Source organism: Kitasatospora sp. NPDC059803 (genome assembly GCF_042732255.1).
Taxonomy (GTDB): domain Bacteria; phylum Actinomycetota; class Actinomycetes; order Streptomycetales; family Streptomycetaceae; genus Kitasatospora.
On the sequence record NZ_JBHWIJ010000200.1, the window covers coordinates 1 to 16,052 of the forward strand.

The 16,052-nt window shown below is 72.4% G+C and carries 16 protein-coding genes and 1 pseudogene; 1 reads left to right on the forward strand and 16 read right to left on the reverse strand.

What is annotated here, in order from left to right; genetic code table 11:
• The 5 genes and pseudogenes from ACFV6I_RS26950 to rpsB all read right to left on the reverse strand — a co-directional run.
• Positions 1-197 (reverse strand): annotated as a pseudogene (locus ACFV6I_RS26950) (hypothetical protein); the annotation flags it as partial.
• Positions 197-754, reverse strand: a complete 558-nt coding sequence (gene frr / locus ACFV6I_RS26955) for a ribosome recycling factor (protein WP_063347665.1) — start codon at positions 752-754, stop codon at positions 197-199. The gene frr and the pseudogene ACFV6I_RS26950, both read right to left, overlap by 1 nt.
• A gap of 98 nt (positions 755-852) precedes the next feature.
• Entirely contained in the window at positions 853-1,617 is a 765-nt protein-coding gene (pyrH, locus tag ACFV6I_RS26960) for a UMP kinase (protein WP_063347666.1), read from the reverse strand.
• 261 nt (positions 1,618-1,878) lie between these two features.
• Positions 1,879-2,718: a translation elongation factor Ts gene (gene tsf / locus ACFV6I_RS26965; RefSeq protein ID WP_063347667.1), complete on the reverse strand. Its 840-nt coding sequence runs from the start codon at positions 2,716-2,718 to the stop codon at positions 1,879-1,881.
• Positions 2,719-2,847: 129 nt separating this feature from the next.
• Positions 2,848-3,720: a 30S ribosomal protein S2 gene (gene rpsB / locus ACFV6I_RS26970; protein ID WP_380428132.1), complete on the reverse strand. Its 873-nt coding sequence runs from the start codon at positions 3,718-3,720 to the stop codon at positions 2,848-2,850.
• Between the two features lie 705 nt (positions 3,721-4,425).
• Between rpsB and ACFV6I_RS26975 the strand changes: the two genes are divergently transcribed.
• Complete coding sequence (locus tag ACFV6I_RS26975; protein ID WP_380428134.1) at positions 4,426-4,998, forward strand: murein hydrolase activator EnvC family protein; 573 nt, start codon at positions 4,426-4,428, stop codon at positions 4,996-4,998.
• Positions 4,999-5,046: 48 nt separating this feature from the next.
• On the opposite strand, the gene ACFV6I_RS26980 is transcribed toward ACFV6I_RS26975, so the two are convergent.
• From ACFV6I_RS26980 to lepB (ACFV6I_RS27030), 11 genes are all read right to left on the reverse strand, one after another.
• Complete coding sequence (locus ACFV6I_RS26980) at positions 5,047-5,631, reverse strand: TetR/AcrR family transcriptional regulator (RefSeq protein WP_063351115.1); 585 nt, start codon at positions 5,629-5,631, stop codon at positions 5,047-5,049.
• A 259-nt stretch (positions 5,632-5,890) separates the two neighbouring features.
• Positions 5,891-6,841 carry an RNA polymerase sigma factor WhiG gene (gene whiG, locus ACFV6I_RS26985; protein WP_380340611.1) on the reverse strand — a complete coding sequence of 317 codons (951 nt, stop codon included), beginning with the start codon at positions 6,839-6,841 and terminating at the stop codon, positions 5,891-5,893.
• 351 nt (positions 6,842-7,192) lie between these two features.
• A complete protein-coding gene (dprA, locus tag ACFV6I_RS26990) occupies positions 7,193-8,362 on the reverse strand; it encodes a DNA-processing protein DprA (protein WP_380428136.1) in 1,170 nt (389 codons plus the stop codon).
• Positions 8,363-8,367: 5 nt separating this feature from the next.
• Entirely contained in the window at positions 8,368-10,206 is a 1,839-nt protein-coding gene (locus ACFV6I_RS26995; protein WP_380428138.1) for a YifB family Mg chelatase-like AAA ATPase, read from the reverse strand.
• 1 nt (position 10,207) lies between these two features.
• A complete protein-coding gene (locus ACFV6I_RS27000; protein WP_363375975.1) occupies positions 10,208-10,690 on the reverse strand; it encodes a YraN family protein in 483 nt (160 codons plus the stop codon).
• 252 nt (positions 10,691-10,942) lie between these two features.
• Complete coding sequence (locus tag ACFV6I_RS27005; RefSeq protein ID WP_030056781.1) at positions 10,943-11,269, reverse strand: DUF2469 domain-containing protein; 327 nt, start codon at positions 11,267-11,269, stop codon at positions 10,943-10,945.
• Positions 11,270-11,324: 55 nt separating this feature from the next.
• Positions 11,325-11,798, reverse strand: a complete 474-nt coding sequence (locus ACFV6I_RS27010) for an NUDIX domain-containing protein (protein ID WP_363375893.1) — start codon at positions 11,796-11,798, stop codon at positions 11,325-11,327.
• Between the two features lie 112 nt (positions 11,799-11,910).
• Positions 11,911-12,666: a signal peptidase I gene (gene lepB / locus ACFV6I_RS27015; RefSeq protein WP_363375895.1), complete on the reverse strand. Its 756-nt coding sequence runs from the start codon at positions 12,664-12,666 to the stop codon at positions 11,911-11,913.
• 145 nt (positions 12,667-12,811) lie between these two features.
• Positions 12,812-13,828: a signal peptidase I gene (gene lepB, locus ACFV6I_RS27020; RefSeq protein ID WP_208869071.1), complete on the reverse strand. Its 1,017-nt coding sequence runs from the start codon at positions 13,826-13,828 to the stop codon at positions 12,812-12,814.
• A 240-nt stretch (positions 13,829-14,068) separates the two neighbouring features.
• Positions 14,069-14,926 (reverse strand): signal peptidase I, encoded by an 858-nt coding sequence (gene lepB / locus ACFV6I_RS27025; RefSeq protein ID WP_380428140.1) that lies wholly within the window; start codon positions 14,924-14,926, stop codon positions 14,069-14,071.
• Between the two features lie 181 nt (positions 14,927-15,107).
• The gene (lepB, locus tag ACFV6I_RS27030; protein ID WP_380428142.1) at positions 15,108-15,761 is read right to left on the reverse strand and encodes a signal peptidase I; all 654 of its coding nucleotides are present in this window, start codon (positions 15,759-15,761) and stop codon (positions 15,108-15,110) included.
• Positions 15,762-16,052 lie beyond the last annotated feature (291 nt).

Consider the following 16,052-nt stretch of genomic DNA (forward strand, 5'->3'; position numbering starts at 1 on the left):
CCCGGGTGGGCCGCCCGGCCGCCCGGGTGACCGGGGTAGCCCTGGGCCTGCGGCGGCGCCGGGTACTCGCCGTACCCCGGCGCCGGGTGCGCCTGCTGCAGAGGAGCCTGCGGCCGGGGCTGCGGCGCCGGGCGGTAGGGCTGGAACTGCTGGTCGGACGGGCCCCAGTAGCCAGGGGCGTCAGGGGCGTCGTTCATCAGACTTCGAGCAGCTCGGCTTCCTTGTGCTTCAGCAGCTCGTCGACGGCGGCCACGTACTTGGCCGTGGTGTCGTCGAGCTCCTTCTCGGCGCGGCGGCCGTCGTCCTCGCCGACCTCGCCGTCCTTGACCAGCTTGTCGATGGCGTCCTTGGCCTTGCGGCGCACCGCGCGGATCGAGACCTTCGCGTCCTCGCCCTTGCCCCGGGCCACCTTGATGAACTCCCGGCGGCGCTCCTCGGTCAGCTCGGGCAGCACCACCCGGATGAGGGAGCCGTCGTTGGACGGGTTGACGCCCAGGTCGGAGTCGCGGATCGCCTGCTCGATCGCCTTCAGCGCGGTCTTGTCGAACGGCGAGACGACCGCCATCCGGGGCTCCGGCACCGAGAACGAGGCCAGCTGGTTGATCGGCGTCACGGTGCCGTAGTACTCGGCGACGATCTTGGCGAACATCGCCGGGTGGGCACGGCCGGTGCGGATGGCGGCGAAGTCGTCCTTGGCGACGGCGACGGCCTTCTCCATCTTCTCCTCGGCTTCGAGGAGGGTCTCTTCGATCACTGTGATCTCCCTGTCCGGTTCATCTGCGATTGTCCCGACCGGTGTCGGCGTCGAGGCCGGTCACGGCGACGGCGCCGTCCCGTACGGCTGATTGCTGCTCAGGCCCGGACAGAATCCTGGCTGATGAGTGTGCCGATCTTCTCACTCTTCACCGCGCGCGCGATATTGCCCTCCGCCAGCAGCTCGAAGACCAGCATCGGGAGGTTGTTGTCCTTGCACAGCGTGATCGCGGTGAGGTCGGCGACCTTGAGGTCGCGCGTGATGACCTCGGAGTACTCCAGCGCGTCGAACTTCACCGCGTCCGGGTTGGTCCGGGGGTCCGAGTCGTAGACGCCGTCCACGCCGTTCTTGCCCATCAGCAGGACGTCGGCGTGGATCTCCAGGGCCCGCTGGACGGCGGTGGTGTCGGTCGAGAAGTACGGCATGCCCATACCGGCGCCGAAGATCACCACACGGCCCTTCTCCAGGTGCCGGACGGCCCGCAGCGGCAGGTACGGTTCGGCGACCTGGCCCATGGTGATCGCGGTCTGGACCCGGGTCTCGATGCCTTCCTTGACCAGGAAGTCCTGCAGCGCCAGGCAGTTCATCACGGTGCCGAGCATGCCCATGTAGTCGGAGCGCGCCCGGTCCATGCCGCGGACCTGCAGCTCGGCGCCCCGGAAGAAGTTGCCGCCGCCGATGACCACCGCGACCTCGGTACCGGCACGGACGACGGTGGCGATCTCCCGGGCGATCGCGTGCACGACGTCCGGGTCGACGCCGAGTCCGCCACCACCGGCAAAGGCTTCACCGGACAGCTTGAGCAGCACCCGGCGGCGCGAGCCGGCCTTGGGGTCCTGCGCGGTCTCCTGCGTCTCCTGCATGGACTTCTCCTTTTTGCACCTACTGGCTCACAGGCGCGGGTGTGCGGATGCCCGGCCTGCGCGTACGCGAGAGGAGGCCACTGCCGCGGGAACCGGTTCGGTGTCCTGCACGGCAATGGCCTCCTCGTCGTTCATGGTGCCGACGCGGCCCGCCCGTGGACGGTTGGCACTGGGTGAGCCCGTTCGGCGTTCCGCCCGCCCTGGTCAACGGGCGGGGGCGGTTCCCAGCGTAAGGGTGCCGGGGACCAGGTGGAACGTGGCTCAGGCGCCGACGCGGAAGCGGGCGAAGCGCTTGAGGGCGACGCCGTTCTCCTCGAGGACCTTGGCGACGGTCTTCTTGTTGTCCTTCGCGAAGGCCTGCTCCAGGACGGAGTTCTCCTTGACGAAGCCGGTGACGCGACCCTCGACGATCTTCGGCAGGGCAGCCTCGGGCTTGCCCTCCTCACGCGCGGTGGCCTCGGCGACGCGGCGCTCGTTCTCGAGGTCCTCGGCCGGGATCTCCTCGCGGGACAGGAACTTCGGCGCGAACGCGGCGATGTGCTGCGCGACGTCCTTCGCGACCTCGGCGTTCTCCTTGTCCAGCTCGACCAGGACGCCGACGGCCGGCGGCAGGTCGGGGCTGGTCTTGTGCAGGTAGACCGCGACGAAGCCGTCACCGTCGAACTGGGCGAAGCGACGGAAGACGATCTTCTCGCCCAGGGTCGCGTTGGCCTCGTCGACGAACTGCTGGACGGTCTTGCCGGCCTCGATCTCGGACGCCAGGGCGGCATCCAGGTCGGCCGGGGCGGTCTTGGCCACGTGAGCCGCGATCGCGTCGGCGACCTTGACGAAGTTGTCACCCTTGGCGACGAAGTCGGTCTCGCAGTTCAGCTCGACCAGAACGCCGGACTTCTTGTCCTCGGCGATCAGCGCGGCGACGGCGCCGTTGGAGGCGTCACGGCCCTCGCGCTTGGCAACGCCCTTCTGGCCCTTGATGCGCAGGAGCTCGACGGCCTTCTCGACGTTGCCCTCGGCCTCGTCCAGGGCCTTCTTGCAGTCCATCATGCCGGCGCCGGTGAGCTCACGGAGCTTCTTGACGTCCGCGGCGGTGAAGTTCGCCATGGTGTGAATCTCTTCTCGCGTCTCGCGTGTCTGCGTGGGGAGACGCCGGGACCGATGATTCGGTCCCGGCGCGGGAGAGAGGGGCACCTACCGGTGTCGTACCGGCGGGTGCCCCTCACCCTTGGTACGTCAGGCCTGCTCGGCCGGCGCCTCGGTGGCCTCAGCCTCGACGGCGGGGGCCTCAGCGGCCGGAGCCTCGGCGGCGGCGGGGGCCTCCTCGGCCTTCTTCTCGCCCTCGATGAGGTCCTTCTCCCAGTCGGCCAGCGGCTGGTCGGCGCCCGGCTCGGCCTTGACGTCGCCCTTGGCGACACCGGCGCGGGACTTCAGACCCTCGGCCACGGCGTCGGCGATCACGCGGGTCAGCAGGGTGACGGAGCGGATCGCGTCGTCGTTGCCCGGGATCTTGTAGTCGACCTCGTCGGGGTCACAGTTGGTGTCGAGGATGGCGACGACCGGGATGTTGAGCTTCCGGGCCTCGCCGACCGCGATGTGCTCCTTCTTGGTGTCCACGATCCACACGGCGCTGGGAACGCGCTGCATGTCGCGGATACCGCCGAGGGTCTTCTCCAGCTTGTCGTGCTCGCGCTGGAGGACCAGGAGCTCCTTCTTGGTGAGGCCGGAACCGGCCACGTCCGAGAAGTCCAGCTCGCCGAGCTCCTTCAGGCGCTGCAGGCGCTTGTAGACGGTCGAGAAGTTGGTCAGCATGCCGCCGAGCCAGCGCTGGTTCACGTAGGGCATGCCCACGCGGGTGGCCTGCTCGGCGATGGCCTCCTGGGCCTGCTTCTTCGTGCCAACGAAGAGGACGCTGCCGCCGTGGGCAACGGTCTCCTTGATGAACTCGAAGGCGCGGTCGATGTAGTTCAGCGACTGCAGGAGGTCGATGATGTAGATGCCGTTGCGCTCCGTGATGATGAAGCGCTTCATCTTCGGGTTCCAACGGCGGGTCTGGTGACCGAAGTGGACGCCGCTCTCCAGCAGCTCCCGCATCGTGACGACGGCCATAGCCGTGCTCCTCAGGTGTTACGGCCCGGCGGTCGCGCAACGGACGGCGGGTTCGCGCGGTGGCGCTCCCCGCTCGCGCGGTGCGTCCGGCCGGGTCAGGCTCGGTTTGTCCGTGGCAGCCAGGTGACAGCCACGCCTGACGCCCCGAACGTGCCGAGCCGCTTGAACCCGCACGGTCCGGGGACCAGGCGGGCTCGGCGGACCGAGCGGCACTCGCACCTGGCGGGGGCAGCGGCCGGGCCGCGTCCGTCCACCGGTGGCGGGGCGTGCGAAGTCGACCCGGCGGACCGGGTCGCGTGTGAAGTGTACGGGAAGCGCCGCGGAGCGGGCGACTCCGCGACTGGCGGAGGCCCTGGACGGGCGGGTCCGCGCTGGCGGGAGCTGGGCGGAGGCCGGGCCGAGGCGGGGCGGGGGCGGGGCGGAGGCGGGGCGGCCGGGCCTTGGGAGTGCTGCTGCTGCGGTGCTTGTACACCGGATGGCGGCATCCGTACACCCGCTGGAGGGACGGGATCAGGCCACGAGGGCGGTTTGTCCACAGGAGTCCGGAAGTGGGTGGCGCCGGGGCGGCCGCGCAGCAAGCCTCGGGGCATGACCGCTCGCGCCGAATGCCCGGTTCCGCCCGCCATCGGTCCGGCCTGCTCGGGGCCGGGCCGGTTGAGCCTTGACCGATTGGGGCCGGGCCGGTTGGGGCCGGGCTCGTTTGGTGTGCTGCGGGGGCTGGTCGCCGTGCTGGCCGCGCTGGTGCTGCTGGTCTCGGGCGGTGCGGGGCGGGGCGCCGCTCTCAGCGGGGGCGGCGGAGGTGATGGCGGGGGCGGCGAGACCGGCCGGACCGGTTCGGGCGGTGCGCGGGCCTGGCCGGTGGGCGGGCCCGGCGGGGTGCTCCGGCGGTTCGAGCCACCGGCCACGCCATGGGCCACCGGACACCGGGGAGTGGACCTCGCCGCCGCGCCCGGGGCGGAGGTGCGGGCGGCTGCCGCCGGGGTGGTCACGTTCTCCGGGCTGGTGGCGGGGCGCCCGGTGGTGACCGTCACCCACCCCGGCTCGGGGTCACCCCCCTTGCGGACCACCTACCTGCCCGTCGCCGGCACCGCCCCGGTCGGCACCGAGGTACCCGCCGGACAGGTGATCGGACGGCTCGCCCCCGACGGACGGCACTGCCCAGCGCGGGACTGCCTGCACTGGGGGCTGCTGCGCGGCGGGCGCTACCTCGACCCGCTGGCCCTGTTCGGCGCGGGAGCGGCGCGGCTGCTGCCGCTGGGCGGCGCCGGGCGCACCTGATGAATCAGATGAACCGAACGAACCAAACGAACCGGGCCGGACGGCGGCTCAGGCCCGGTCGAGGCCGTGCAGGGCCATGGCCACGGCGGCGTCCGCGATCAGTTCGGGGCGCTCGGCCGCGCACCCGGCACGCTCCCCCGCGGCCACTTGCTCGGCCCGGCGCACGGCCGCCTCCACGACCCCTTGGAGCAACGCCGCAGCGAGCCGGGGCTGCGCGTGACCGAGATCCTCCAGTGCCCGGACGACCAGGCCGACCAGCTTGCCGTGCGCCGCCCGGATGCGCTCGCGCGCGGCCTCGTCGAGTTCGAGCGCGGAGATCGCCACCACCGCCCGGTGGCGCGGGTCTGCGGCCAACGCCAGCTGGCCACGGACATACGCCTCGATCCGGTCGGCCGCGCTGTCGCAGCTCTCCATCCCGGCCTCGATCTCGGCCGCCCAGAGCGGGAAGTCCACCTCGCAGAGCGCCTCGACCACGGCGGCCCGGGAGCGGAAGTACTCGTAGACCGAGGAGCGCGCCAGGGAGGTGCGCGCAGCGAGCGCGGGGAAGGTCAGCGCCTCCATGCCGCCCTCCGTGAGCAGGGTGCGGGCAGCGTCAAGGAGGGCTGCACGCTGCAGCTGGCGATGCTCGGCCACCGTGGCCGCTCGGATCTTCGGCACGCTCCCACTGTACGGAGCCCTACCTGCGGCCGGTACGGCGCCGCGCATTTGAGCGGGGAGCGAGAGCGCGCAGGCGCGCGGCGAGGCGTGCGAGCGGGCGCGCAACCCGGGGATCCGGCCCGGAGTAACGGCCCAGGGTTACAGCCGGGCAGGTGCGGCCGGGCAGGCGCGGACCGGCAACGTGGCCGGGGTCGCGACCCGGAGGTCGGCCGGAACGGGACGGTCCCGGACCGCGCTACCGGATGTCCGACAGCTTGGCGCGCAGCTGGAGGACGGACTTGGTGTGGATCTGGCTCACCCGGCTCTCCGTCACCCCCAGCACCTGGCCGATCTCGGCGAGGGTGAGGCCCTCGTAGTAGTAGAGCGTCACCACGGTCTTCTCCCGCTCGGGGAGGGTGTTGACCGCCTGGGCCAGCAGCCTGCGCAGCTCGCGGTCCTCGGCCACCTCAACCGGGTTGTCGGCACCGTGGTCCACCAGGGTGTCCATCAGGCTCAGCCGGTCGCCGCCCTCCCCCACCGGGTGCAGCAGTTCGTCCAGGGCCACCACGTTGGCCAGGGACAGCTGGCTGAAGATCGCGTGCAGATCCTCGATCGCGATACCCATCTCGGCCGCGACCTCGGGATCGTGCGGCGTACGGCGCAGCCGGGCCTCCAGCGTCGCGTACGTCCGCTCGACGGCCTTCGCCTTCTGCCGCACCGAGCGCGGGATCCAGTCCAGGGCACGCAGTTCGTCGATGATCGCGCCGCGGATCCGGCTGATCGCATAGGTCTCGAACTTGATGGCGCGGTCGATGTCGAACTTCTCGATCGCATCGATCAGCCCGAAGACCCCCGAGGAGACGAAGTCGGCCTGCTCGACGTTGGAGGGCAGGCCGACCCCGACCCGCCCCGCCACGTACTTGACGAGCGGCGAGTAGTGCAGGATCAGCTGCTCGCGCAGCCGCTGGTCGCCGGTCTCCTTGTAGGAGCGCCAGAGCTCTTCGAGCGCGGTGCGCCCCTGGGCTCCGGGGCCTGGACCGCCCGGCCCCGGTCCCTGCTCCGGGCCGGGCGGGGGGGTGCCGTCCGGCGGCAGGGCACCGGCAGCGATCGGGCGGGCTGCGCCGTCGCCGGTGGCGGCGCCGACCGCGTCGGCGGGCTGGCCCGGCACCGCCGTCGGCCGGCCGCCCTGGCGCGACAGGCCCCCCATTGTCCCCGTCGCCTTGGGCGGGAACTCAGTCACGGGGCGCCGCTCGGTCCGCGGCCCTCCCGAGGACCGGGCGCCACCGGTCACTCTGTGTCCGGGAATGTGTGTGGGCATGCGTTGGTCTGCGCCGTTCTGCCGAGTCATGTGCTGATAGGGAAGGCATGTGGAGCGTAGCGTGACCGACTCGCTGCAATGCGCTACCGCCACTCGGTCGTCCCCCGATCCGGTGGCGTTCGCGTCACCGGATCCGGGCACGCGAACGGACGAACCGGATCAGCAGGTCAACCGGGCGATTCCGACACTCCCTCCCCACGCCCCCTCCCCACGACACGGATGTGCGCTTCGTCCCGACCGTCACCTCCTCCGCACCAGGCGCCAGTGCGCGCCGTGCCGCTCGACGTAACCGAGCGAGCCCAACTCGTAGAGCCGCTGCAGCACTTCGTCCGGCGGGAGTCCGGACTGCCGGGCCAACCGCTCGATCGGCGCGCCCTCCGCCGTCGCCGGGACGGCCTCCAGCACCCGGGCCACCGCCGGCTCCAGCAGATCCCGGGGCAAGACCGGGCCGCTGCGCTGCGGCGCCAGGTCGTCCCCGATCGCCCCGATCAGTTCGGCGATCTCGGCGGAGTCGGTGACCAGCGTGGCGCCGCCGCTGCGGATCAGGGCGTGCACCCCGGCCGAGAGTTCCGAGGTCACCGGGCCGGCGACGCCCATGGTGTGGCGGTTGAGGTCCCGCGCCCGTCTGGCCGTGCTCAGCGCGCCGCTGCGCATCGCCGCCTCGACCACCACCGTGCCCCGGGTGAGCGCCGCGATGACCCGGTTGCGGAGCACGAAGCGGAAGCGGTTCGGGTGTTCCCCGGGTGGGAGTTCGCTGACCAGCAGTCCCTGAGCGCCGATCCGCCGGATCAGTTCGGCGTTCCCTTTCGGGTAGGCCACGTCGACCCCACAGGCGAGCACCGCGATCGTCATCCCGCCGACGGAGAGCGCCCCTCGGTGGGCGGCCGCGTCGATCCCGTAGGCGGCTCCGGACACCACGACCCAACCTCGCTCGGCCAGTTGGGCCGACAGCTCCCCCGCGACGTGGGCGCCGTAGGCCGTGCAGGCTCGGGAGCCGACCATCGCCACCGAGCGGAGCGCGAGCAGCCGCAGCGAACCCGTGCCGGTCGTCCAGAGCCCGATCGGGCGCCCGTCGCCCAGATCGTCCAGTTGGCTGGGCCATTCCGTGTCCCCCGGAATGATGAAGCGTCCACCGACGGCTCGTACCCGTTCCAGGTCCTCGGCCGGGTCCAGACCGGGGAGTCTCGCCTGGTAGCCGGCCAGCCGGGGCCCGTCCAGCCCGGGGTGTGCGGGCACCGTCCCGTCACGGATCGCCCGGACGGCGTCGACTGCGGAGAGCTGACCGAGCCACCGGCCGACCACCGCGTCCCCGGGCTCGCTCAGCCGGCTGAGCACGGCGCGGGCGAGGCGCTCCGGATCGGGACCGGACTCGGACTCTGCCCGGCCGGGCGGCTGAAGGTGCGTCATCATCGGGTTCATGCCTCACCGCCCTCGTCCGCCCGATGCTGGTCGCGCTTCCCGGACCGCTTGGCGGAGCCGGACCGGGTGGATCGGCCAAGGGCATCGGGGCGGTCCGGCGGACCAGGGCTCTCCGGGTCAGGACAATCGGGACGATCGGGCTTCTCGAACCGGCCCGACCGGCTCTGCCCTTCGGGCGGCTCGTCGACCGGGCCGACGCGCTGGGCCGGGATGCCACCGAGTCGGCCGTAGACCCGCTCGGCCAGCGGCAGCCCCTGCTCGACGCCAGTGCGCAGGACCAGTGCGGTGCGAACGTCCCGCTGGTCCGGCCGGTCACGACCGGCGAGGTCGGCGACCGTCCAGGCGACCCGGAGCACCCGGTCCAGGCCCCGGGCGGTCAGCAGCCCGCGCTCCAACTGGCGGGCGACATCGTTCAGTGCGCCGGGGGCGAGCTGCCAGCGGGTCCGCAGCTCGTGGCCCGGGACTTCCGCGTTGGTCCGCCACGGGGTGGTCGCCAGCCGGGCCGCTGCCCGTTCCCGCGCGGCCAGCACCCGGGCCGCGACGGTCTCGGTGCTCTCCGCCGTGATGTCCCGCTCCATGAGTTCGATCCTCGTCACCGGGGCGACCTGGACCTGGAGGTCGACCCGGTCCAGCAGCGGCCCGGAGAGCCGCCCCTGGTAACGACTGACCATCGCAGGGGTGCACTCGCACCCCTCACCCCGTCGTGAATGGCGGCCGCACGGGCAGGGGTTGGCGGCCAGGCAGAGCAGGAACCTGGCCGGAAGCCGGAGCGAGCCGGCCGAGCGGGCGATCACCACCTCGCCCGACTCCAGCGGCTGGCGCAGCGAGTCGAGCACCCGGACCGGAAACTCCGGCGCCTCGTCCAGGAACAGCACGCCCCGGTGGGCCAGCGAGACCGCCCCCGGTCTCGGCAGGCCGCTGCCGCCGCCGACGATCGCCGGCATCGTCGTGGAGTGGTGCGGGGCGCAGTACGGCGCCGTGTCGATGAGCGGGCGCCCGACCGGGAGCAGCCCGGCCACCGAGTGCACGGCGGTGACCTCCAGAGCCTCCTTCTGGGTCAGTGGCGGGAGCAGCGAGGGCAGCCGCTCCGCCAGCATCGTCTTGCCCGCGCCCGGTGGGCCCTTGAGGTACAGGTGGTGACCGCCGGCAGCGGCGATCTCCAGGGCGCGCCGGGCCTCGTACTGTCCGGCCACGTCGGCCAGATCGAGGCGCGCCGCCTTGTCGTCGACCAGCCCTCGGACGCCGGCGCTGGGCAGCATCAGGCCGGCCATCAGCGGATCCGGCCGGCCGGCGATCGGGTCGGGCGGCTCCTCCGGCGCGGGCGCGCCGGTCAGGACCGCGACCAGCTGCCGCAGGCTGCGGACGCCGATCACGGTCACGCCCGGGACGAGCGAGGCCTCGGGCGCGGTCTGCTCCGCGACCACGACCCGCTGGTATCCCGCGTCGGCCGCGGCCAGCACCGACGGCAGCACCCCGCGGACCGGCCGCACCCGGCCGTCCAGCCCCAGTTCGCCGATGATCAGCAGCTCGGCGATGGAGGAGGGGTCGAGCCGTTCGGCCGCGGCCAGGACGGCGCAGGCCACCGCGAGGTCGAAGCCACTGCCGCTCTTGGGCACCGAGGCCGGGCTGAGCCCGACGGTCAGCTTGCGCTGCGGCCAGGCCTCACCGCTGTTGACCACGGCCGCGCGCACCCGGTCTCGGGCCTCGGACAGCGCCTTGTCGGGCAGGCCGACCAGGGTGAACGCCGCCACCCCTGGCTCCAGATCGGCCTGGACCTCGACGATCACTCCGTCGACGCCGACCAGCGCGACGGAACAGGTACGGGCGAAGGCCATCTCAGACCACCCCCCGCAGGTGGTCGACCAGGGCCGCACCCCGGGCCCGGTTGACCACGGCCACCAGGTCGATCCGCACGCCCCCGGGCGGAGCGGGCGGCCAGTGCGGGTCCGTGGGCCCGGGGTCGTACCCGGGACCGGCCAGCCGTGCGAAGTGGCCGGGCCAGCGCTCGGCCATCCAGCGCTCCGCCAGGCGTTGCAACCGGGCGGCCTTGGCCTGGCCGATGGCCTCGCTGGGTTGTTGGAAGCCCCGCTCGGAGCGGGTCTTCACCTCGCAGACCGCCACGGTGTCGCCGTCGAGGGCGACGATGTCCAACTCGCCCTCGACACAGCGCCAGTTGCGGTCCAGGATGCGGAGCCCGGCCTCCGTGAGACGGCGGGCGGCGACCCGCTCGCCGTAGCGGCCGAGCCCGTTGTTGGTACTGCGACCGCCGGTACTGCGACCCGGGCCCGGCCCGGTGCCGTCCTTCGTGCCGTCCCGCACGGCTCCGGCCGCTGTGGCCGCTGAGGCCTGGTCCAGTACGGCCGCACCCGGTACGGCCTGGTCCTGCGTGATCGTGTTCTGCACGGTGACCACCTCCGACGTGGAGGTTGCACCGTCGCGCACGGCGAGGCCGGGAATTTCCGTTTCCCTGTGGATAACTCGGGCCTGTGGATAACTTCTGTCACCCGCAGGAGTGAGACGCCCCGATCGCGCGAAATTCCGCTGGACAACGCGGGTCCGAGCGGTCCAACGTCAGTTCCCGAAGCCGGACTCGTCCGAGGGCAGCTCCAGATCGCTCTTCGCGAGTTCCTCGATGTTCACGTCCTTGAAGGTCAGCACCCGGACCTTACGGACGAACCGGGCCGGCCGGTACATGTCCCAGACCCACGCATCCGCCATCGACACCTCGAAGAAGACCTCGCCCTGCACCGAGTGCACCTGCAACTCGTAGTCATTGGTGAGGTAGAACCGTCGCTCGGTCTCGATCACGTACTTGAACAGGCCGACGACGTCCCGGTACTCCCGGTAGAGCTTGAGCTCCATCTCGGTCTCGTACTTCTCGAGATCTTCGGCACTCATCCAGGCGTCCCCTCAACTTGTCACGTCCACCCATTGTGGACCACCGCACCCACGCTCAGAGCCGTACCGGGGCGACCGGCGGGCCCTCGGCCAGCAGTCGCTCCAGGAAGTCCGCCAATCCGACCGGGTAGACCGTCTCGGCGGTCCCCCTCAGCTCCTCGACCGTCCACCAGCGCGCCGCGAGCAGTTGGGCGTGTTCCTCCTCGCCCATCCCCGAGTGGTCGAGACCCGTCTCCGTGGTCCGGGCCAGATGGAACCACTGATCCTGCTCGTAACGCCGTCCCTGAAAGGAGAACGACACCGTGCCGTACGCCACCAAGGGCCCCAGGTCCACACCCCGCAGGCCGGTCTCCTCCGCGAGTTCCCGCGCGGCGGCCTCCCGCACGTCCTCCCCGGGCTCCAAGCCGCCACCGGGCGTGAACCACCACGCCTCCCCCGGCGTCGCCGGGTCGGAGCCCAGGAAGAGAAGGATGCGGTCCTGCCCGTCCAGCAGCAGGATCCGCGCCGCCCTGCGCCGTTGTGCCGTCATGGCAGCGCTCCACGCTCCTTCCGTTCGCGTCGGTGGCGCTACCGATCCTGCCACCCGGCGCCGCCGTCCGGGGCGATGTTCGGCAGAGCGGCCCGGGCCGCGACGACCGCGATCAGGAGCTGCGCCCCCGGCTGAGCCGGCGGGCCAGGCCCGCCACCCCGCCCACCGCCGAAGTCACGAGGATCAGCGCCGCGCCCGCAACGGTCGCGAAGGCGGCCGGTTGCAGCGGCCCGGGCGCACCGGCCTTCGGTCCGGGAAGCCCGTCGAAGGCCGCGGTCCGGCCGAGGTCCCCCGTCCTGCCGAACGGCATCAGGGTGGCCTCGACCCTGGCCTCCACCGCGCCGGCCGGGACGGTCCCGCCGTCGACCTCCAGGTGGGTGCGGGAGTCGAGCGAGCCCAGCCGGTTGTCGCCGAGCAGGAACAGCCGCCCCGGCGGCACCGTGACGCTGAACGAGGAGCCTTGCGGGCCCTGCGCCGCGAGGTACGGCTCCTCCACCACCTGTCCGTCGACCGTCAGCCGGTGGTCGTTGCCGGTGGCCGCGACGGTGTCCCCGCCGACCGCGACCACGCGCTTGACCATGAGCTCGCCACCCCAGTCCTGGTCCCGGAAGACCACCACGTCCCCCCGGCCGACGGCCCCGCCGCCGATCTTCCGGGCGAGCACGGTGTCCCCGATCCGAAGCGTGGGGGACATCGAGGCGGTCGGGATGCTGTACGGCCGGTAGTCGATCGCGATCAAGGCGAAGCCGCCGATCATCAGCACCAGCCCGAGCGCGAGCGCGACGCCCTGCAGCACCGCCGCGGGCCGGCGGCCCGGACGGGCGGGCGAAGCCGGGTGGTCGGCCGTCTGCTCAACGACACCGCTCATCGAAACCGTCCACCTCTGGCCGACCGGAGAACACCAATGGCACGCCGGGGGCACCGGCAGAAAAGCCGACGGGCCGTGGCACGTCCGAGCAGATTACTCGTCGGTACCACGGCCCGCGCAAGGGCTGAGGAGAACCCGGTGGAGCTCAGGAGTCCTTCCGGCCGTCCCTCCGCTCCCGCACCCGACGCACCAGCGGAAGCAGCGCGACCGCGCCCACCGCGCCGGCCACGGGAGGCGCCAGAGGCGCGGCCGCCGCCAGGCCCTTCTGGTCGAAGGTGTTCGGCACCGAGAGCGTCGACCAGTGACCGACCGGCCAGGCCACGACGAAGGCCCGCCCGATCACGTTGCCCACCGGAACGGTGCCGCCACCCGGCTGGTCCATGTGGAAGCGGGAGTCCAGCGAGTCGGCGCGATGGTCGCCCATCACCCAGATCCGGCCGTTGGGCACCTTCACCGGGTCGAACGGGTGGTCACCGCAGGGGGTGTTGCCCTGGTAGACGTACGGCTCGTTGAGCGCGACGCCGTTGACCTTCACCGGCCCGGTGCCCTGGCACTCGACGGTGTCCCCGCCGACCGCGATGACCCGCTTGATCAGGTCCTTCTCGTTGGCCGACGGCATCAGACCGACGAAGCTGAGCACGTCCTGGACGCCCCGGACGAAGGAGTTGCTGCTCTGGGGGGTCGGCTCGTCGTTCAGCCAGCCGCCCGGGTCGTGGAACACCACGACCTCACCACGCTCGGGCTCCGCGCCGAACCAGGGGGTCAGCTTGTCCACCAGGACACGGTCACCGACCTGCAACGTGTTCTGCATCGACTCCGACGGAATGGAGAAGGCCTGGACGAAGAAGGTCTTGATCACTAGCGCCAGGACCAGCGCGATGCCGACCAGGATCGGCAGTTCCTTCCAGAAGGAACGCTGCTTGCGCTGCTTGCCGGGGGCCTGCGACTCCGACTGGTCCGCCGACTCGGCGTCGGGCCGGTGGGACTCCGAAGAGCCCCCGGTGGGGCCCTCCGTCCCGTCGCCATGCTCGTCGGCGGTCTGGGCCGCCGCGTCCTCGACCGAGGCCGAGGACGCACCGGACTCAGCGGACCGGGCCGCTCGACCGCCAGAGCCCTCGGGCTCGCCGGCACCTGAGCGGGCGCCGATCACCACATCCCCCACAACGTCTCCTCCCTGCTGTGCGGACGCCCGAGCGCCCGCGCTCACAGTGCCGCACAGCGGGCACCACGCTCACCACGACCATGGACGCTTCGGGACTGCCCATCACGGGCTCCCCTGACACCAGCACAGCCTCGACGCACGACCGGGACCTCCCGGCCGCACCTGCACTTCTCTATCACTCCAAGGCATCCGGCTCGCGGTCCCACGCGCGCGGCCCGGCCGCGAGACGCCCGGCCCGGCTCACTCGGGCGGCCGCCCTGACCGGCGAACGACGGCCGGAAAGATGCCCAACACACCCATAACGAGCGGAGGTTCCATCGGAACCGGCCCAACGCCCACGGATTCCGGCGCAGTTCCGCGCGCCTGCGGAGCCCGCGCCAACGAGGAGAGTGAACTCGGCACGTCAAGTTGATGGAGGCGGTCCAGCGGCCAGGCGTTCATGAAGGCCCGGCCGACCACACCGCTCAGCGGGATGGTCCCCTGCCCCGGGTTCCCCATGTGGAAGCGGGAGTCGGCGGACACGTCCCGGTGGTCGCCCATGACCCAGAGCCGACCCTGCGGCACCTGCACCTTGAAGGGCTGCCGGGACGGCGGGTTGGCGGGCGCGAGGTACGGCTCGTCCACCGGCGTGCCGTTGACGCTCAACCGCCCCTTCGCGTCGCAACACTCCACGGTGTCCCCGCCGACGCCGATGACCCGTTTGATCAAGTCCTGCTCGCTGTCCGACGGCAGCAGCCCGACGAAGGTGAGGACCTGCTTGGCCGCCCCCAGCACCGGACCGTCGTCGGACGGCTTGTGGTCGCTCTCCAGCCAGCCGCCCGGATCCTTGAACACCACCACGTCGCCGCGCTGCGGCTCGCTGCCGAACCAGGGGGTCAGCTTGTCCACCAGCACCCGGTCCCCCACCTGGATGGTCTGCTCCATCGAGCCGGAGGGGATCACGAACACCTGGAGCAGGAAGGTCTTCATCACCAGCGCGACCAGCAGCGCCACCACGATGATCAGCGGGAACTCCCGCAGCAGCGACCGCTTGCGCCGCCGGGCCGCGCGTCGGGCGCTGCGGCGGCGATCGGCCCGGCCCCGGACGGGCAGCACCACGGCCGGGCCCGCACCCCCGGGGGAGGCGCCTCCTGGCCCGGCACCGTCAGATCCGGCACTCACGGATCCGGCACCCGCCGATCCGGCACCCGCGGATCCGGCACCTGCTGATCCGGCGCCGACCGGTCCGCCGGCATCCGGATCCGGGCCCGGGCGGTCCGCCAGCCGGTCCCTGCCTCTGCTACCCCTGCTCCCCATGACCGCCCGTTCCCGCAGTCGCGGCGAAGGCCGCGGGCCGGTCAAGGCCGGTCAAGCGCGAGAACGGGTAGACCACCCAGTCCGCCCGGCCGATCACCCTGCTCTCGGGCACGAAGCCGCCGCCGGGCTCGCCGAGGTGGTCGCGCGAGTCACGGGAGGCGCTGCGGTGGTCCCCCATCACCCAGAGCTTGCCGGTCGGCACCACCACGTCGAAGGCCACGCTCGACGGCTGGTCCCCCGGGGCCAGGTAGGAGGACTCGTCGATCGGCACCCCGTTGACGGTGATCGGCCTGCCCGGGCCGGTGCTGGTCACCCGGTCCCCGCCGACGCCGATCACCCGTTTGACGTAGACCGTATTCCCAGCCGGGGCCAGCCCGAGGTCCCGGCCGAGCGAGCTCAGCCCGTCCCGGAAGCCGGTCGGCCCGCCCGACTCCGGAAGGAAGGAGCCCGTCCCGTCGAAGACCACGACGTCGCCCCGCTGGGGGTGGCCGCCGAAGGCGTAGGCGAGCTGGTTCGCGATCAGCCGGTCGCCCGGACGCAGGGTCTCCTCCATCGACCCGGACGGCACCGAGAACGGGCGCGCGACGAAGGCGTTCACCAGCAGCAGGGCCAGCAGGCAGATCCCCACGAGCAGCAACAGGTCCCGCGAGCGCGAGTGGCCCGGCTCCTCATCCCCCGGTCCGCTCTCATCCCCCCGTGCGCTCTCACCCTCTGGCGCGTTCTCACCCTCTGGCGCGTTCTCGTCCTCGGACGCGACCTCGCCCTCCGGCGCACCCCCGGCGTCCGCCCGCGGATCCCCACCGGGGCCGGATCCCTCCCCGCCGGGCCCCGGGCCGACCCCGGAAACGAGCCCCCGCGGGGGGGCGCCGCGCCGGCCCCGCGCGCGCGCGGGGGGGGCGGGGGCGGCGCGGGGGCGGGCGCCCCCCCC